Raw genomic sequence first — 18,258 nt, forward strand, 5'->3', positions numbered from 1 at the left:
GGTGCTCGTCAGGTGGTCCGGTGGTGCTACACGGCGCGACCGCCGGGCCCCGCTGGGACCCGGCGGCGCGCTCGTCGGTGTCAGGCCTGGCCGGCCGGCTCCGGCGGCAGCTCGAGCAGCGGGTACACCCCGTTCTCGTCGTGCACCTCGGTGCCGACGATCGGCGGGTTGAACACGCACACGCAGGTGATGTCGGTCTTCGGCCGGACCTGGTGCTTCTCGTTCCCGTTCAGCAGGTACATCGTGCCCGGGGCGAGCTGGTGGGTCGTGTCGTTGTCCTTGTCGTAGAGCTCGCCCTCACCGGAGACGATGTAGACGGCCTCGACGTGGTTGGCGTACCAGAAGTCGTTCGTCGAGCCGGCGCGCAGCACCGTCTCGCCGACGGAGAACCCGACCCGGTCGTGCGCGGTGACGATGCGGCGCGAGTACCAGCCGGGCGTATCGACGTGGTTCTTCGTGTCGGTGACGTCATCGATCTTGCGGACGATCATGTAGTGCTCAGCCTCCGGAGGTGACGGCCTTGACGGACTCGGCGACGACGGCGAGACCCTCGTCGAGCTCGTCGTCGGTGATGGTGAGGGGCGCGAGGATCTTCATGACCTCGCTCTGGGGTCCCGAGGTCTCCATCAGGAGACCCCGCTCGAACGCGGCGGCACACACCTTGGCCGCCTGCTCCTCCTGCGTGAACTGCAGGCCGCGGGCCAGGCCCCGGCCCTTCGCGGTGAGCTCGGTCGACTTGGTGTCGGCGACGATGCGGTTGAAGGCCTCCTCGACCTTCTCGCCCTTGCGGATCGTCTCCCGCTCGAGGGTGTCGTCGCTCCAGTACCGGCGGAGCGCCTCCGCGCCGGTGACGAACGCGGGGTTGTGCCCGCGGAAGGTCCCGTTGTGCTCACCCGGGCCCCAGACGTCGTGCTCGGGCTTGATCAGCACGAGCGCCATCGGCAGCCCGTAGCCCGAGATCGACTTCGAGATCGTCACGATGTCCGGCTCGATGCCGGCGGCCTCGAACGAGAAGAACGGGCCGGTGCGCCCGACGCCCATCTGGACGTCGTCGACGATCAGCAGGATGCCGTGGCGCTTGCACAGGTCGGCCAGGCCCTGCAGCCACTCGATGCGGGCCGGGTTGATGCCGCCCTCGCCCTGCACCGTCTCGACGATCACGGCGGCGGGCTCGTTCAGGCTCGAGCCGCTGTCGGTGAGCACCTTCTCGAACCACAGGAAGTCCGGCACCTTGCCGTCGAAGTAGTTGTCGAACGGCATCGGCGTGGAGTGCACGAGCGGGATGCCGGCGCCGCCGCGCTTCATCGAGTTGCCGGTCACCGACAGCGCGCCCAGGGTCATGCCGTGGAAGGCGTTGGTGAAGTTGACCATCGCCTCCTTGCCGGTGATCTTGCGCGCGAGCTTCAGCGCGGACTCGACGGCGTTGGCGCCGGTCGGGCCGGGGAACTGGATCTTGTAGTCCAGGTTGCGCGGGCCGAGGATCTTCTCCCGGAAGGTGTTCAGGAACTCGCCCTTGGCCGTGGTGTACATGTCCAGGCCGTGGGTGATCCCGTCGCGGGACAGGTACTCGAGGAGCTTCTTCTTGAGGGGCTCGGGGTTGTGGCCGTAGTTCAGCGCGCCCGCACCCGCGAAGAAGTCGAGGTACGAGTTGCCGTCCACGTCCCACAGGCGAGCGCCCTTCGCCGTGTCGAACACGACGGGCCAGTTGCGGCAGTACGAGCGGACCTCGGACTCGACGTCCTCGAAGATGGTCATTTCCTTCTCATCATCCTTCGGTCGGGATCGGGCCGATTCGGTAGAGGATCTCTGCTTCGTGTCCGTCGCCGAGAAGGGATCCGGGGAACAATTCCGTTCTCGACACCTCCGCCTCGTTGCGGCGCGCGAATGCGGCGAACATGGCGTTCGACGCGTCGTTGTCCGGCGTCACCGTCGTCTCCATGAAACAGACGCCGGGAACCTGCGCGAAAAGCGTGTCCAGCATCCGGCCCGCCACTCCGCGGCCGCGGGCGGCGGCGCCGACGGCGACCTGCCAGACGAGCAATGTTTCAGGGGCGTCCGGTCGGCGGTATCCCGTGACGAAGCCCACGGGCGAGCCGTCGAGCTTGGCGATCACCGAGGTCGGGGCGAAGTCGCGACACCAGAGGAGGTACGCGTACCGAGAGTTGACGTCCAGCACGCGGGACTCCGCCGCCATTCGCCAGAGGTCGACGCCGTCGTCGATCGTCGGTGGCCCCACCGTCAGTTCGGGTTCGTCGCCGGGCGGATCCGAGGTGTCGGTGGTGGCTGCCGTCATGGCCAACGAACGTAACAGGGGTATTGCAGACATGCACCCGTCGACGGTTGTCGACAACATTCGATCGTGAGGTTTCGTGATCGTCCTCACAACATCGTTTATCGCCTCGAAAATGTGGGCACCGCCTCGGACGCCGAATGGTCGTCGCCGTTTCCGCAGGTGCATCGCGGATTTCGCGCCGGGCTCCGCGGGCGCCCGTCGCGGGGCCGGCCCTACGCGCCGTCGCGGTCCGCCACGACCCGTCACGGAGCATGACCCTCGCCACGCCCGGCATTCCGTGCGCACGATAGGGGGAGCCGGGCCGCGGTGCGAGGCGACGGGACCGGGTTGGTCCGACCGGTCGCACTGGAGCACGGGCCACGCGGAGGGGCGGTGGATCTCCGCGACGGCGGCTGCGGCGCCGGCGCCGCGCACGACCGGGCGGTCCACCCCGCCCTGAGGACACAGCCGGCCCGCGTACGCGACCCGCACCTCCCGACGCTCGACGATTCGCGACGACCGGCGATGCGCCCGACGGCGCGCGACGGCGGCGCGCACGGTGGGCCGCCGCCGATCCTCCGACCGGGTTCCAGCACCGGTCGCGAGTTCGTCGCGCGGCCCGTCCTTTCCGAGCACCCTCCCGCTGCTCTGTTCGGCCCACCGCCTCATTGCCCAGCGGCCCCATTTCGCCCCGCCCTGCCCCGCCGCGCCCATCGGTTCCGACATTGCGCAGACCACAGTGAGACCTGCGGCACTCCTGTCGCCGCCCGGAAGCGGGCGGAAGCTATTCCGTCATTGGGCCGCAAAAGAGGCAGCGAAGGCACCCGAAAAGGTCGAGAGCACCGCTCCGATCTCACCGGCCCGAAACACGAGCAAGATCCGGAAACGCAGCTGCGTTCCGGATGACACCTCCCGGCAACGGCTCCGCCGTGAACTGGTCCCCGAGCCGGTCACGGTCCGGCTCGGACCCCACCGCCGTCGGAGCTTCCCAGGAGCTGATCACCCCATGTCCCCGTCGCAGCCGGCCGCCCACCTGCGCGCCGTCCCCGATCCCGCACCGGGCACGACCGACCTCGACGGCACGCACCGCTCCGTGGTGGTCGTCGGCGGCGGACAGGCCGGGCTCTCGGTGAGCCGCTGGCTCGTCCACCACGACGTCGACCATCTCGTGCTGGAGGCGCGGACCGCGGGCCACGAGTGGGAGGACCGGCGGTGGGACTCGTTCTGCCTGGTCACGCCGAACTGGCAGTGCCGGCTCCCCGGGTTCCCGTACAACGGCCCGGACCCCGACGGCTTCATGGTCCGCGACGAGATCACCGGGTACCTGGAGAAGTTCGTCGCCTCCTTCGATCCGCCGCTGGTCGAGGGCGTCCGCGCCACGTCGCTGCGGGCCGACCGGGGCACCTTCCGGGTCGGCACCGACCGGGGCACCGTGACGGCCGACCAGGTCGTGGTCGCGACGGGCCCCTACCAGGTCCCGCGCACGCCGCGGATGGCCGAGCGCCTCCCCGACGAGGTCACCCGGCTGCACTCCTCGCAGTACCGCAACCCCGAGCAGCTGCCCGCGGGCGCGGTCCTGGTCGTCGGCACGGGGCAGTCCGGCTGCCAGATCGCCGAGGACCTGCACCTGGCCGGCCGCACCGTCCACCTCGCCACCGGCACGGCCCCGCGGGTCGCCCGCTTCTACCGCGGCCGCGACTGCGTCGCCTGGCTGTCCGAGATGGGCACCTACACCAAGGGCATCGACCGGTTCCCCGACGCAGAGGCCGTGCGGCACAAGACCAACCACTACGTCACCGGCCGCGACGGCGGACGCGACATCGACCTGCGCCGGTTCGCCCTCGAGGGCATGCACCTGCACGGGCGGCTGACCGGGATCACCGACGGGCGGCTGCGCTTCGCCGGCGACCTGCGCTCCAACCTCGACGGGGCGGACGCCGTCGCCGAAGGGATCAAGGACTCGATCGACGCCTACATCGCCGCCCACGGCATCGACGCGCCGGTCGAGGAACGGAGGGCCCCGGTGTGGGCGCCGGAGTCCGACGAGCCACAGGAGGTCGCGCTCGCCGCCGCCGGCATCACGACCGTCATCTGGTCGACCGGCTACGGTCGCGACGACCGCTGGATCGAGCTGCCGGTCTTCGACGGCCGCGGCCACCCCACGCATCGGCGCGGGGTGACCAGCCGGCCCGGCCTCTACTTCATCGGTCTGCCCTGGCAGTACACCTGGGGATCGGGCCGCTTCTCGGGCGTCGCCGACGACGCCGAGCACGTCGTCGGCCGGATCCTCGAGACCCGTCGCGCCGGCCGCGCCGCCGACGGCCTGCACTGGCTCGCCGGCACTCCCACCAGCACGTTCCCGTCCGACCCCGCCGACGATCCCGACCGGGTCGCCCCCCGGTCGGCCAGCTGAGGAGCCCCGCCATGCCCACGACCCGCGTCGCGACCGTAGCGGCCCCCTTCGACCGGGACCTCGAGGCCGGGTTCGCCCGCATCGCCCGCCTGATCGACGAGGCGACGCAGCGGGGTGCCCAGCTGCTCGCCCTGCCCGAGGCAGCGCTCGGCGGCTACGTGTCCGACCTGGGCGGATCGGCATCCCCGCCGCCGGCCTTCGCGGCCGACGGCCCGGAGATCGCCCGCCTGGCCGCACTGGCCGGGGACCTCGTCGTCACCGCCGGCTACTGCGAGGCGGCGGACGGCCGCCGGTACAACGCGGCGGTCTGCGTGACCGGCGACGGGGTGCTCGGCACCTACCGGAAGGTCCACCAGCCGCTGCGCGAAGACGCGACCTACACGGCCGGCGACGGACTCGAGGCCTTCGACACCCCGATCGGCCGGATCGGCATGCAGATCTGCTGGGACAAGGGCTTCCCCGAGGCGGCCCGGGCCCTGGCGCTCGACGGCGCCCGGGTGATCGTCTCGATGTCCGCCTGGCCGGTCAGCGCGACGAACCCGCACCCCGACCCCGCCCGGGACCGTTGGACCCGGCGCTTCGACCTGTTCGACCGCGCCCGCGCGCTGGAGAACCAGGTCGTGTGGGTGGCGTCGAACCAGTTCGGCACGTTCGGCTCGCTGCGCTTCGCCGCGAACGCCAAGATCGTCGACCCCGGCGGCGAGGTCGTGGCCGCCACCGGGCAGTCCGCGGCGATGGTGGCCGCGGACTTCGACCTCGAGGCCGACCTCGACGCCCACCGCGCCGGCATGAACAACCTGCGCGACCGCCGCCCCGACCTCTACGGGGCCCTGACGAGGCCGGCGCTGCAGCCGGTCTGAGCACCACCACTCCCCACCCGCCCACAGCACTCGTCCACAGTAGAGATGACATGGCCGACCTGACCGACCTCGAGAAGCAGAGCCTCGAGGAGATCCCGCACCCGTCGATGCCGGAGGGGTCGTCGATCTACGGCGGCACCAAGGTCTTCCCCGACTACCAGGCGGAGAACGGCGAGACCTACTTCACCCTGGTCCACGGCATCGCGCACGAGTCCTCGGTGAGCTTCGTGGCGATCCTGCAGGCCACCCGGGCGCTGCGGAAGGGCTTCGAGTCCGCGATCTACTTCTACGGGCCCGGCTCACTGAACTGCCTGGCCACGCGCGGGTTCCCGACCACCGGCAACTCGGCGTTCCCGGGCGAGCACAACATCAACAACTCGCTCCGGACCTTCATCCAGGAGGGCGGCAAGGTCTACTGCTGCCGGTTCGGGCTCTCGCTGCACGGCGCCCGCGAGGAGGACCTGATCGAGGGCGTGATCCCGACGCACCCGCTCGACGTGCAGGACGCGCTGATCCACTACGCCCGCAAGGGCGCGATCATCAACTCCACCTACCAGCTCTGACTGCGCCGCTCGTGCGCGGCACGTGGTGCTCCGAGCACCCTGTGCCGCGCACGGGCACGGACGTCGGCGCACGTAACGGGCGGCCGGGGTGCCGGGCGGGTTGTGCCGGCCCTGCTCCGCGCCGGGGTTCGGCACCAGGACCTCGGCCTCCAGCCCGTCCGGGTCCCGGAAGAACAGGCTGAGCACGGGGCCGAAGTCGGTGACGAACTCGCGCAGGCCCCGCGGGCGAGCAGGCGGCGCCGGATCTCCTCGAACGCCTCGAGCGACGCCGCCTGCAGCCCGACGTGGTCCAGGCGCCCACGGCCGAGCATCGGCGTCTGCCAGCATCCGCGCAGGTTAGGGCGCCCCCCCGTCGCCGCGGTAGGGCCGACCGGTCGCGGTCAGGGCGCGAACGGCACCCCGACCAGCTCCTTCGCCTTCGCGACGGCGGACTCCATCGGGTACCACTTCCGCGTCACGATCTTCTGCGCGTAGAGCCCCCCGCCGGCCTGGATGTTGGTGACCAGCCGCCAGCCGCCGTAGGTGTCGGCGGTGAGGTCGCGGATCACGTGGAACAGCCGCAGCCGCGTCTCGCCGTCGAACTCCGGGTTGCCCTGCATGTACTTGCGCACCGCGGGCCCGATCTCGGGGTTCTGCAGGTCCGCGAGCGAGGGCGCGGTGACGATCGAGCCGCCGGCGATGTCGTGCAGGCTCTGCACGAGCCGGTCGTAGTGCGACGCCGCGTAGTACTTGCCCGCGTTGGTGTACAGCTCGTCGGGGAACGCCGCGCCGTTGTCGCCCACGTGGCAGTGGGTGATCGCCGCCTCGAGCGAGGCCCGGATCAGCGTCGCCTGGATGATCATGTCGTCGATCTTGTCCCGGACGTGCGCCACCGACTCGGTGCCGTTCGCCTGCGCGATCAGCTGGGCCAGCCCGACCAGCACGTCCGCGCCGTCCGCCATCGAGGACAGTCCGCCCAGCCGCTCCCACAGGCCGAGCGAGTGCGCGAACACGGTGGCGTACTTGGTCTGTCCGTCGAGGAAGATGCGCTCGGTGGGGACGAACACGTCGTCCAGGATCACGAACGACTCGGGGTAGGACACCGGGCCCGAGACCGGGAAGGTGCCGCTGTCGGCGTGCCGCGGGGCGTAGCTGACGTCGACGATCTTCACGCCCGGCGCGTTGACCGGGATCATGCAGGCGATCGCGTAGTCCTCCTCCCCCGGCTTCATGCCCTTGGTCGGGATGACCATGAGCTCGTGGCCGAGCGAGGCGGCGGTGATGTGCAGCTTGGCCCCGCGGACGACCACGCCGTCGTCCCGGCGCTCGACCACGTGCACGTACGAGTCGGGGTCCTCCTGCTGACCCGGGCGGACCTTGCGGTGCCCCTTCGCGTCCGTGATGCACTGCGTGATCCGGATGTCCTCGGCCCGGGCGCGCTCGACGAACGCGTTGATCCGCTCGACCTCCTCCGGGCAGGAGTCCATGATCCGGCCCGCGGCGGTCAGCAGCGTCATGATCGAGGTGTAGGTGACGTGCGCGAGCATGCCCATGTCGTGCACGAAGTCGATGTGCTCGCGCAGGCCCTGCGCGTCCGTCGGGACGTCGGAGAACGGGCTGTGGTCGCCGGTCGGGTCGTAGACCTTGTCGTAGCCCTCGGCGATGAGCTTCACGCTCTGCCCGAGGATCGGGTGGTCGGCGATGCTCTCGACCAGCTCGCCCTCGAACCAGACCTTGCGGCCGTCGTCGAGGGAGGCCAGGTACTGCTCACCGGTCTTCATGCGCGGTCCTCTCGGGGTGCGTCTCCACACCGACGCTGCGCAGCAGCAGGTCGGTGAAGCCGTCGATGATCTCGGTCATGGACAGGTCGCCGTCGGGGCGGAACCACGCCTGGACGGAGTTGAGGGTCGCGAGGATCGACGCCGCGGTGAGGCGCGGGTCGAGGTGCGCGGCGAAGGCGCCCTCCCGCTGCCCCTGCCGCACGATCTCGCGGATCGAGCGCTCGTAGGTGTCCCGGCGCGCGATGATCTCGGCGAACCGCTCGGCGGGCAGCCCGGAGAACTCGGCGTTGAACACCCTGATCTTGATCAGGTTCTTCTCGGTGCCGCGCAGGTGCCGCTCGATCGCCAGCCGCAGCTTGTCGACGGCCGGTTCGCCCGAGGCGAGCAGCTCCTCGCCGAGCGCGGCGGTGTTGAGGTGTGCCTCCTCGACGATCGCGTGGAGGAGGTCCTCCTTGGTGTGGATGTAGTGGTAGAGGCTGCCCTTGAGCATGCCGGCGGCCTCGGCGATCTCGCTGATGCTGGTGCCCGCGTAGCCCTTGCGCCGGAACAGCTCCGCCGCGGCGTCGACGATCTGCTCGTAGCGCGACGGGCCGAGGTCGCGCTCGCGCGCCTTGGGCGCCACCGCCCGACGGTGCGGCGGCACGGACCGCGCGATCCCACTCTCCGGCACCAGCGTCTCCTGCGACTCGGCGGTCCGACGAACGACGACGCTAGCTGGGGATCCGCTCCTGGTCAATCGTTCGGTTGGCAATGTTCGACCGATCGTTTGGGCGCCGGCCGGGGCTAGTGTCCCGACGGGACCCCGCGTGATCAGGAGGGACACGGATGTCACCGCGCTACGGCGACTACCAGCTGGAGATCTACCTGGCCGGCACGAAGGGGCTGCTGCCCCGCTTCCCGGTCGACTTCGCGGGGATGGAGCGGCGGGCCGCCGAGGCGCTGCCGCCGTGGGTGCTCTCCTACGTCGCGGGCGGGGCAGGCGACGAACGGACGCAGCGGGCCAACGTCGGCGCCTTCGAGAAGTGGGGCCTGGTGCCGCGGATGATGGAGGGCGCACACGAGCGCGACCTCTCCACCCGCTTGTTCGGCATCGACCTGCCGCACCCGCTCTTCCTCTGCCCGATCGGCGTGCTCGGCCTCTGTGCGCAGGACCTGCACGGCGACCTGGCGACGGCCCGCGCCGCCGCACGCACGGGCGTCCCGATGATCGCCTCGACGCTCTCGCAGGACCCGATGGAGGAGGTCGCGGCGGCGCTCGGCGACACCCCGGGCTTCTTCCAGCTCTACCCGCCCAACGACCGCGACCTGGCCGTGAGCTTCATCCAGCGGGCCGAGCGGGCCGGGTTCACGGCCCTCGTCGTCACCCTCGACACCTGGGTCACGGGCTGGCGCCCGCGGGATCTCAACACCGCGAACTTCCCGCAGCTGCGGGGCTACTGCCTGGCCAACTACACCTCCGACGAGCACTTCCGGAAGCGCCTCACGAGCTCCGACCCTGCCGAGGTCGTCGGGCTGTTCGCGCAAACGTTCGGCTTCTCGATGCGCTGGGAGGACCTGGCCTGGATGCGGGAGGCGACGTCGCTGCCGATCGTCCTCAAGGGCATCTGCCACCCCGAGGACGTGCGCAAGGCCAAGGACCACGGCGTCGACGGCATCTACTGCTCGAACCACGGCGGCCGGCAGGCCAACGGCGGCCTGCCCGCTTTGCAGAGCCTGCCCGAGGTCGTCGAGGCGGCCGGGGACACCCCGGTCCTCTTCGACTCCGGGGTGCGCAGCGGCTCCGACATGGTCACGGCGCTCGCGATGGGGGCGGCGGCCGTCGGCACCGGCCGCCCGCACGTCTACGCCCTGGCGGTCGGCGGCGAGGAGGGCGTGGTTCACCACCTGCGCTCCTTCCTCGCCGAGGCGGACCTGCTGATGGCCGTCGACGGCTATCCCGACCTCGCCCGGCTCCGCGCGGCGGGGGTGCGCCGCGTGGACTGACCCCTACGCTGCGGGGCATGTCCAAGCGCCCCCGCGGACGCAGGCCCCCGAAGAAGGCCGGGCACACCCGGACCCGTCGCCGGGAACGGCGCCGGGAGCGGGCCCGCGAACCCGACCTCGTCGACCGCGTGGCCACGGCGCTCGGGGAGCACCCGCTCTCGCTGCTCGAGCTGGTCAGCGGGATGCTGGCGGTGCTCGAGCCGCCCCGCCACCCCTTCGGGCCCGAGCCGCCGGCCGACCTCGTCGGGCTCGACGACCTCGTCGAGTCCTTCCTCGCCGCCGACCTGCGGGAGACGTCGGCCCTGCTCGCCGTGCTCGCCGCCTTCTCCGACGACGAGCTGTTCCGGCGCCGGGCCCACCACGTGATCGGGACGCGGGCCGACGCGCTGCCGAACTGGCTGGCCGACCTCGGCCGGACCGCCGTGACCTCGGTCCACGAGGTGGCCCACGTGCTCGGCGACGGCGAGAACATCGTGCTGGGCGTGCTGCTCCCCGACGGCACCGCGTTCACCACCGTGGTCTACGTCGACCACAACGTCGGCACGCTGGTCAAGGACGCCTTCGTGCTGCCGGCCCCGGCCGACGAGGTCCTCGGGACGCTGAGCGCGATCGCCGACGACCCCGACACCGAGGTGCGCGACCTCGACCCCGCCGACGCGCGCGCCCGGATCACCGAGGCGGCGGAGCACGCCGCGATCACCTATCCGCCGTTCGAGAGCGAGACCTGGCCGGCCTGTCGCGCACTGGTCAGCTGGGTCACCGGGATGCTGCCGTCGGGCGGGCGCGCCCACGAGTTCCCCGAGTGGACCGAGGCCGAGCTCGCGGACCTGACCGAACGCTTCTTGCGGTCACCACACGGCACGGGGTTCGACGATCCCGAGCACCGGGACCTCCTGGAGTCGCTGCTGTGGTTCGGGTCCGGCTACGGCACGGCCGACCCGCTGCGGTGGAGCCCCGTCAACGTCGAGATCCTGCTGCTCGACTGGGTGCCCCGGAAGATCGTCGCCGACGTGCCGTTCCTCGACCTGCTGCCCGACCTGCTGCGCGCCTTCGTCCGCTACTGCCACGCGGAGCGCGGGATCAGGTCCGTGCACACGACGGACACCCTGGAGGTGGTCGACGACCTCGAGCCCGAGTACCGGCGGCTGATCCGCTCCGAGCGCAGGCAGGGACCGGAGGCACTGCTGGAGGCGGTCGGGCTGCTCGACCCGCCGGACCCGGAGTGGGGGCTGGACGACCTCGCGCGTGCCGTCGGCGGGCGTGACGTGCTGGACGCCCTCTCCAGCGATCCGTTGCCCGACGAGCCGTTCGACTGGACCGGGGTCCCCGAGGACGTCCGGCCGCGGGTGGGCGAGGTGCTCGCGCTGGTCGACTCCGGCTGCCAGGTCCTGTTCGACGGCGCCGACGCCGTCGAGATGCGGACGGCGTGCCGGCGACTGCTCAGCAGGATCGCGGCTGCCGATCCCGTGGTGTTCCGCCGGACGTCCCGGTCGGACATCTCGGCCGGGACCGTCTGTTGGCTCGTGGGCCGGGCCAACGACCTCGTCGGCGGCCGCGGCGTGCTGATGGTCAAGGACCTGGCCGCGCACTTCGGCGCCCCGGGCGGCAGCTTCTCGCAGCGGGGCCGGGTCTACCTCCGCGCACTCGGGCTCGAACCGCGTCCCGGGGCGGGGCCGAAGCTCGGTTCGCCGGACTACCTCGTGTCGCGCCGGCGTGCCGACATCGTCGAGGCCCGGGACACCTGGCGGAACTGGGCCGACGACGAGTTCTTGACCTGAACCGAGCTTCAGGTCGCACGGTGGTCGGCATGACATCGACCGCGATCGTCACCGGTGCGGGGCAGGGCTTCGGGCTCGCCCTCACCGTCGCCCTCGCCCGGCGCGGGACCACCGTGGTGGCCTGCGGCCGGGATGCCGGACGCCTGCGGAGCGCGCTCGCCGGGGTGCCCGGCGTCGTCGCGCTTCCCGGCGACGTCACCGACCCCGCCTTCCGCGCCGAGCTCGCGGCGGCGGCCGGGGACCGGCTGGACCTGCTGGTGCACAACGCCGGCGAGCTCGGGCCCTCACCCCTGCCCCGGCTGGCCGACTACCCGCTCGACGCCCTGCGCGGCGTCCTGGAGACCACCGTCCTGGCGCCGCTGGGCCTCACCCGGGAGACCCTGCCGGCACTGCGCGCGGCGGCCGGCACCGTCGTCACGCTCAGCTCCGACGCCGCCGTCGAGGCCTACGAGGGCTGGGGCGGCTACGGGGCGGCGAAGGCCGCGCTCGACCACCTGGCCGCGGTGCTCGGGGTGGAGGAGCCGGGCCTGCGCGTGTACGCCTTCGATCCCGGGGACATGCGCACCGCGATGCACCAGCGGGCCTTCCCCGGCGAGGACATCTCGGACCGGCCCGAGCCGGGGACCGTCGTGCCGGCGCTGCTGCGGCTGCTCGCCGACCGGCCGGCCTCGGGCCGCTACACCGCGGCCGGCCTGGCGGTCACCCCGTGAGGCCGGTGCCACCGGGGCTGGTGGCCACCGCGCCCCCGCCGGTCCGCGACGGGGTGCGGCTCATGGTGGCCCGCGCGCGGCGGCCGCTGCGGCACCGCCGGTTCACCGACCTGCCTTCGGCGCTGGAGCCCGGGGACCTGCTCGTCGTGAACACCTCCGACACCGAACCGGCGGCCCTCGACGGCACCCACGCCGGCCGGCCGGTCGTCCTGCACGTGTCCGGGCCGGCCGCGGCCGACACCTGGGTGGTCGAGCTGCGGACGCCGGACGGGCACCGGATCATCGACGGCCGGGCCGGCGAGACCGTCCGGCTGCCGTGCGGGGTCGGCGCGACGCTGATCTCCGGCGGCCCGCGCATCTGGCGGGTACGGATCGCGGTGGAGGGCGGGCTGCGCCGGTACCTCGCCGCCGCCGGGCGCCCGATCACCTACTCCTACCTGCACGGACGGCCCTCCCTCGCCGAGTACCGCACCGTCTTCGCCCGCCCGGACGGGCGGTTCGGCAGCGCCGAGATGCCGAGCGCGGGCCGCCCGTTCACCCCCGCGGTGCTCGACGGGCTGCGGACGCGCGGGGTCGGCGTCGCCGAGCTGGTGCTGCACACCGGGGTGTCGTCGCTCGAGGCCGGCGAGACCCCGCTGCCCGAGCGCTACCGCGTCCCGCCCGCCACGGCGGAGGCCGTGACGGCGACCCGCGCGGCCGGGCACCGGGTCGTCGCGGTGGGGACCACGGTCACCCGGGCGCTCGAGACGGTGGCGGCGCCCGACGGCACCGTCCGGGCCGGCGAGGGCACGACCGAGCTGGTCCTCGGCCCGGACCGACCGGCCCGCGTCGTCGACGGGCTGGTCACCGGCTGGCACGAGCCGGAGGCCTCGCACCTGCTCCTGCTCCGCGCGGTGGCCGGGCGGCGGCTCGTCGAGCGGGCCTACGCGGCCGCGCTCGACGAGGGCTACCGCTGGCACGAGTTCGGCGACTCCTGCCTGCTCCTGCCGTGACGGCCGGGCGTGCTCGGCCCAGTCGTGCTCACCCGCCCTCCGCGCTCGGGTCGTCGGCGACCACCCGGCCCGCGTCGATCGCCTCCTGCAGCGCCGCGTGGTCGGACTCGCTGCGGTCGGCGTAGGCACGGGCGAAGTCCCCGACCGCACGGTCGAAGGCGGCCGACGAGCCGAGGTAGGCGGCGATCGCGATCCGGTCGCCGCTGCGGGCGTGGGCGCGGGCGAGGGTGCGTCCGCAGATCTCGGAGTAGAGCGCCATGCCCTCCGGGCGCAGCTCGTCGACCTCGACCGACCCCTTCCAGTCGCGCAGCTGGCGCAGGTAGAAGTCCCGCACCTGGCCGTCGAGCCCGGTCGTGCGCTGCCAGCCGAGGAAGATGTCGCCGGCGGCCTGCATCAACCGCTGCCCCTCGACGACCCGCTGGCCCGCGGTCGCCTGCGTCGCCGGCCGCAGCACCGACTCCAGTGCCGACGGCCCGGCCTCCTTGGCCTGCAGGAACAGGGGATCACGGTCGTCGCGGCCGAGGAAGAGGATCATCCAGCAGCGGGTGCCGACGCTCCCGACACCGACCACCTTCTGGGCGATGTCGACGGGCCGGTACCGGTCGAACAGCACCCTCCGGTCCGGCGGGAGGGTCTCCCGGTAGCCGGCGAGGATCTCGCTGATGCCGTCCTCGATGCCCCGGCGCTCCACCTCCTCCGGGTAGAGATCGCGGACCGGCGTCACGATCGGGGGCGCCGGGACGATCTGCGGCCTCCCGTCGACCATGGTCGTGAACCGGGTCAGCGCGCCCAGGTTGTCCCGGGAGCGCGCCTTGGCGAGGTCCCGTTCCATGCGTGCCCGGCGACGTGGGGCGACGCGGTGCTCGTACTGCTGCCACAGATCTTCCGTCTCGAGGAGCGAGTACCAGACCTCCAGGTGCGTCATCGCGGCGTAGCGGCGCATCTCCTGCCGGTAGGCGCGCACGCCCGCCTCCACGGCGCCCGCCGCTCGCGGGGGCGGAAGCCGCGGTCCCGCCCGGCGACCTCGACGCTGGCCGCCAGCCGCTTGACGTCCCACTCCCACGGGCCCGGCAGGGTCTCGTCGAAGTCGTTGACGTCGAAGATCAGCCGGCGCTCCGGCGAGGCGAAGAATCCGAAGTTGGCCAGGTGGGCGTCGCCGCAGAGCTGCACGTCGATGCCGCTGACCGGACCGCCGGCGAGGTCGGCGGTCATCACCGCCGCCGAGCCGCGCAGGAACGTGAAGGGCGACAGGGCCATCCGGGCGTACCGGATCGGCAACAGGTCCTGCACCCGGCCGACGTCCTGGGCGGCCAGGATCTTCAGCGCCCCCGGGCCGCTGCGCGCCGGCAGCTCCGCATGGGACGCGCGGGGCGCGGTCGTCCGCGCCGCCCGGCCGAGCTCGGTGCTCTCGGCCGGGTCGAGCACGGGCGGACGCGGGGTCGCCGGCGCCGCGGTCGTGGTCATCTCCCCCTCACTTCCGACGGGTCAGGACGACGCCGATGAGCAACCCGACCGCGATCATGACGACCAACAGCAACCACAACGGTGCGCTGAGGGTCAGGGTGAGCAGGTACACGCCCACCGGATCGCGGTTCTGCAGCACGAACACCAGGGCGAGGACCGCCACCACCAGGGCGACGACCGCTCGTGCGGTGATCCGGCGGCGGCCGCGGCCCGTGGGCCGCTGCGTCGTCATCCCGGTCAGGCCAGCTCGCGCTGCTCCCGGACCAGGGCCCAGATCACGGCGACGTCGAGGGCGATGATGACGATCGACCAGATCGGGTAGTGCGGGATGAACATGAAGTTGGCGATGATGCTCAGCGCGGCCAGCACGATGCCGACGACGCGGGCCCAGGTCTGTCCCTGGATCACGCCGAGACCCGTGAGCGCCAGCGCGACACCGAGGATGAGGTGGACCCAGCCCCAGGTCGTGACGTCGAACGAGTAGATGTAGTTCGGCGTGGCCACGTAGACCTGGTCGCGGAACAGCGCCGAGATACCGCTCAACGCCTGGCAGATGCCGACCACGATCAGTACCGCACCCGCGAACATCGCGAATCCGGTCGACCAGGCCGCGGCGGTGCTCCTGGTGGTTCCCGTCGTGGGCGGATGGGTCGTGTCGCTCATGGTGTTGCTCCTCCCTCGAGCGCTGTGTCCGACCACGATCGGGTCCACGCACACGGTGCACCTCGCCCGCCGCGTGTGACTTCGTGGTCCCGCGCGGGCCTCAGTTCCGGGGGGCGAGCGCGGCGCCCGACGCGATCAGCCCGCGCTCGTAGCCGGCGAGCACCGCGGTCCGGCGGCTGCTCACGCCGAGCTTCCCGTAGATGGAGCGGACGTGGGTCTTGACGGTGTTCACCGAGACCGACAGGTCCGCGCCGATCTCCTCCAGCGACAACAGGGAGGGCAGCAGCGCCAGGACCGCCCGCTCCCGCTCGCTGAGCGCCGCCGCCGGGGACCCGGTGGTCGCGGAGACCGCCAGCGCGGCGCCGGCGAACGAGCCGGCCGCGCCGGGGCCGCCGTGCAGCTGCACCAGCAGCCGCCGCACCTCGGCCCCCGCACCCGCGAACGGGCGCAGCGCCCCGAGTGGCTCGGCCAGCGCCAGGGCATGTTCCAGCGCCTCGCGGGCCGCGGCCCGTTGCCCCGCCTGGGCCGCGAGGGTCGCCTCGACCAGCCACGCCTCCACCTCGGTCACCCCGAGCAGCGGCGTGCCGCACTCCACGAGCGCCCGGTGCACAGCGGCTCGGGCGCGGTCGTCGCGGCCCGCGGCGAGGTCGGTCCACGCCCGCAGCAGGGCACTCTCCGCGGTCTCCCCGACGCGCTGGACCAGCCAGCCGTGCACACTGCGTGCCGCCGTCGGGTGCCCGAGGTCGAGGGCCGCCCGGTGCTCCAGCACCGCCGCGACGGCCACGACGTGCGGATCCACCGGCACGTCGCCCAGCTCCGCGCGGGCGTGCTGCAGCCGGTCCAGGCCGCGGGCGCGGTCCCCGCGGGCCTCGCCCGCGCCGTCGACGTCGGCCGCCGCGCGGATCACGGCCAGGCCGAACCGCAGTTCGGCGGGGGCGTGGCCCTGCTGGTCGAGACCGCCCAGCCCGGCCTCGGCCAACCGCACGGCGTCGCCGGGCTCGACGCGCAACAGCGCCGCGTGGGCGAGGACGGCCGCGGCGGCGGCCGCCCAGGCCGAGTGCCGCAGCCCCGTGCGCTCCGCACGGGCCAGCGCAGCCTCCCCCGTGTGCCGCACCTCGGCCGCGTCGCCCTCGAGGGCGGCCGCGACCGCCCGTAGGGCCAGGGTCTGCACCGCGAGGTGCACGAACGCGTGCCGGTCGGCGAGCTCGAGCGCCTCGACCAGCAGCGGCCGCGCAGCGCCCGGGGCGCCCACCCGGACCGCTCCGAGGGCCCGGGCGAGCAGGCCCAGCGCCCGCGGCCCCGGCTGGTGCGGCAGGTCCTCCGGGTCGCGCCGGTGCGGACCGGTGGGCACCGCGCCGAACTCCTCCGCGGCGGCGCGCAGCACCGCCAGCTCGGGAGGGGGGTCCTCGGGCCACCGGGGCGGGTGCGTGGCGGGCGGCCCTCCCGCGGCCGTGCGGGCGAGCGCGGCGAGCGCGGCGAGCCCCGGTTCGCGGGCGAGCGCGACCTCGCCGACGGTGTCCAGGGCCCGGCGCAGCGGGCGGTGCCGCCCCGAGAGCAGCAGCGCGGGGCCGGCGTCGCGCAGGATCTCCGCGGCGACGAGCGCGTCCCCGCTGCGGGCGGCGTGCTCGGCCGCGACGTCGGGCCGCCCGGCGGCCGCGTACCAGCGCGCCGTCGCCGCCTCGAGCCGCGCCGGTGCTCCCGCCGCTTGCCGGCGCAGCTCCCCGAACAGGTGGTCGCGCAGCAGCGGCTCCACCTGGTGGACCTCCCGGCCCAGACCCTCCGCGCGGACCAGGCCCGTCCGCTGCTCGACGGCGTCGAGCACGCCGCCGGCGTCGGCCCGCCCGGAGAGCACGGCGGCGAGCGCGGTCGGCACCGGGTTGACCACGCCGACCCGGCGAAGCACGTCGAGCTCGGCCTCGTCGAGCTCGGCGAGCGCCTCCCCCTCCAGGTAGTCGGCGACCAGCGGGTGCTCGCCGGAGAAGCCCAGCGCGGCGCGGGGGTCCGCCAGGTCGGAGCACGCCGCGGCGGCCAACCCGAGGGCGGCCGGCCAGCCCGCCGTGCGGGCGTGCAGCACGGTGACCTCGGCCGGACCGAGCGAGGGCGCGGCGGCACGCAGCAGCTCCTCGGCCTCACCCGGGGTGAAGCGCAGCAGGTCCGGGCCGATCTCGCGCACCCGGCGGGCCACCCGCAGCCGGGCGAGGCCGAGCGGGGGCTCACCCCGGCCGCACAGCACCACGACCAGGTCGGGCCGGCGGTCCCGGAGGAAGGTGCGCAGCCCGTGCAGGCTCGCGGCGCCGGTCAGCTCGCCGACGTCGTCGAGCACCAGGCGGGGTGGCCGCGGCAGGACGTCGAGCGCGGCCGCCAGCGCGGCCAGGAACTCCGGCCCACCGGCCGCGGGCCAGCCGTGCCGGTCCCGGAGCCGGCTCGACGGCGGGATCGTGGGGCACCGGGCCAGGGCGGCCAGGACGGCCGACCAGAGCCGGCCGGGGTCCTCGTCCTCGGCGTCGACCCGGACCCACGCCGTCCCGGGGCCGGGGCTCGTGCGCACCCACTCCGCCACGGCCGAGGTCTTGCCGAAACCCGCCGGGCCGCGGACCAGGCCCACGTCGACGATCCGGTCGAGCGCCGCGCACACGGCAACCCGTGGCACCAGCTGCACCGGACGGACGGGAACACGGATCTTCGACCTGGGCACAGGCTGCATGAAGTCACCCCCGCACGCCGGCACTCTGCTGGACCGGCAACAACGGTCCATGCTGGACGAGCCCATCCGCCGCGGCGTCGAGCGTGTGGCCTGGCC

At 73.3% G+C, this 18,258-nt stretch carries 15 protein-coding genes and 1 pseudogene; 7 read left to right on the forward strand and 9 right to left on the reverse strand.

The window, feature by feature from the left end; translation table 11 throughout:
• Positions 1-80: 80 nt before the first annotated feature.
• The 3 genes from LWC33_RS03885 to ectA are packed head-to-tail and all read right to left on the reverse strand — an operon-like array spanning position 81 to position 2,293.
• On the reverse strand, positions 81-491 hold the full coding sequence (locus tag LWC33_RS03885) for an ectoine synthase (protein WP_233302804.1): 411 nt from the start codon (positions 489-491) through the stop codon (positions 81-83).
• Between the two features lie 7 nt (positions 492-498).
• Entirely contained in the window at positions 499-1,755 is a 1,257-nt protein-coding gene (gene ectB / locus LWC33_RS03890; RefSeq protein ID WP_233302805.1) for a diaminobutyrate--2-oxoglutarate transaminase, read from the reverse strand.
• 10 nt (positions 1,756-1,765) lie between these two features.
• Complete coding sequence (ectA, locus tag LWC33_RS03895) at positions 1,766-2,293, reverse strand: diaminobutyrate acetyltransferase (RefSeq protein WP_233302806.1); 528 nt, start codon at positions 2,291-2,293, stop codon at positions 1,766-1,768.
• A gap of 985 nt (positions 2,294-3,278) precedes the next feature.
• Between ectA and LWC33_RS03900 the strand changes: the two genes are divergently transcribed.
• The 3 genes from LWC33_RS03900 to LWC33_RS03910 are packed head-to-tail and all read left to right on the forward strand — an operon-like array spanning position 3,279 to position 6,108.
• A complete protein-coding gene (locus LWC33_RS03900) occupies positions 3,279-4,685 on the forward strand; it encodes an MSMEG_0569 family flavin-dependent oxidoreductase (RefSeq protein WP_233302807.1) in 1,407 nt (468 codons plus the stop codon).
• An 11-nt stretch (positions 4,686-4,696) separates the two neighbouring features.
• Entirely contained in the window at positions 4,697-5,545 is an 849-nt protein-coding gene (locus tag LWC33_RS03905; RefSeq protein WP_233302808.1) for a carbon-nitrogen hydrolase family protein, read from the forward strand.
• A 50-nt stretch (positions 5,546-5,595) separates the two neighbouring features.
• The gene (locus tag LWC33_RS03910) at positions 5,596-6,108 is read left to right on the forward strand and encodes an MSMEG_0572/Sll0783 family nitrogen starvation response protein (RefSeq protein WP_233302809.1); all 513 of its coding nucleotides are present in this window, start codon (positions 5,596-5,598) and stop codon (positions 6,106-6,108) included.
• Between the two features lie 380 nt (positions 6,109-6,488).
• Here LWC33_RS03910 and LWC33_RS03915 read toward each other — a convergent pair whose 3' ends face one another.
• The gene (locus LWC33_RS03915; RefSeq protein WP_233302810.1) at positions 6,489-7,868 is read right to left on the reverse strand and encodes a 4-hydroxyphenylacetate 3-hydroxylase N-terminal domain-containing protein; all 1,380 of its coding nucleotides are present in this window, start codon (positions 7,866-7,868) and stop codon (positions 6,489-6,491) included.
• Entirely contained in the window at positions 7,855-8,538 is a 684-nt protein-coding gene (locus LWC33_RS03920) for a TetR/AcrR family transcriptional regulator (protein ID WP_233302811.1), read from the reverse strand. Before LWC33_RS03920 ends, LWC33_RS03915 begins: the two co-directional genes overlap by 14 nt.
• Positions 8,539-8,693: 155 nt before the next feature.
• On the opposite strand from LWC33_RS03920, the gene LWC33_RS03925 reads away from it, so the two are divergent.
• The 4 genes from LWC33_RS03925 to LWC33_RS03940 are packed head-to-tail and all read left to right on the forward strand — an operon-like array spanning position 8,694 to position 13,331.
• On the forward strand, positions 8,694-9,851 hold the full coding sequence (locus LWC33_RS03925) for an alpha-hydroxy-acid oxidizing protein (protein WP_233302812.1): 1,158 nt from the start codon (positions 8,694-8,696) through the stop codon (positions 9,849-9,851).
• Positions 9,852-9,868: 17 nt separating this feature from the next.
• Positions 9,869-11,629, forward strand: a complete 1,761-nt coding sequence (locus LWC33_RS03930) for a hypothetical protein (protein ID WP_233302813.1) — start codon at positions 9,869-9,871, stop codon at positions 11,627-11,629.
• A 29-nt stretch (positions 11,630-11,658) separates the two neighbouring features.
• Positions 11,659-12,339, forward strand: coding sequence for an SDR family NAD(P)-dependent oxidoreductase (locus tag LWC33_RS03935; RefSeq protein ID WP_233302814.1), 681 nt, complete (start codon positions 11,659-11,661; stop codon positions 12,337-12,339).
• Complete coding sequence (locus LWC33_RS03940; protein WP_233302815.1) at positions 12,336-13,331, forward strand: S-adenosylmethionine:tRNA ribosyltransferase-isomerase; 996 nt, start codon at positions 12,336-12,338, stop codon at positions 13,329-13,331. The genes LWC33_RS03935 and LWC33_RS03940 overlap by 4 nt, the downstream gene beginning before the upstream one ends.
• Positions 13,332-13,359: 28 nt before the next feature.
• Here the strand turns inward: LWC33_RS03940 and LWC33_RS03945 are convergent.
• From LWC33_RS03945 to LWC33_RS03965, 4 genes and pseudogenes are all read right to left on the reverse strand, one after another.
• Positions 13,360-14,795 (reverse strand): annotated as a pseudogene (locus LWC33_RS03945) (DUF2252 domain-containing protein).
• Positions 14,796-14,802: 7 nt separating this feature from the next.
• Positions 14,803-15,027 carry a LapA family protein gene (locus LWC33_RS03955; RefSeq protein WP_233302818.1) on the reverse strand — a complete coding sequence of 75 codons (225 nt, stop codon included), beginning with the start codon at positions 15,025-15,027 and terminating at the stop codon, positions 14,803-14,805.
• A gap of 5 nt (positions 15,028-15,032) precedes the next feature.
• Positions 15,033-15,458, reverse strand: a complete 426-nt coding sequence (locus tag LWC33_RS03960; protein WP_233302819.1) for a DUF7144 family membrane protein — start codon at positions 15,456-15,458, stop codon at positions 15,033-15,035.
• A gap of 100 nt (positions 15,459-15,558) precedes the next feature.
• The gene (locus LWC33_RS03965; protein ID WP_233302820.1) at positions 15,559-18,108 is read right to left on the reverse strand and encodes a LuxR C-terminal-related transcriptional regulator; all 2,550 of its coding nucleotides are present in this window, start codon (positions 18,106-18,108) and stop codon (positions 15,559-15,561) included.
• Positions 18,109-18,258: the final 150 nt, after the last annotated feature.

The organism is Pseudonocardia terrae (assembly GCF_021343995.1).
Classification (GTDB): domain Bacteria; phylum Actinomycetota; class Actinomycetes; order Mycobacteriales; family Pseudonocardiaceae; genus Pseudonocardia; species Pseudonocardia terrae.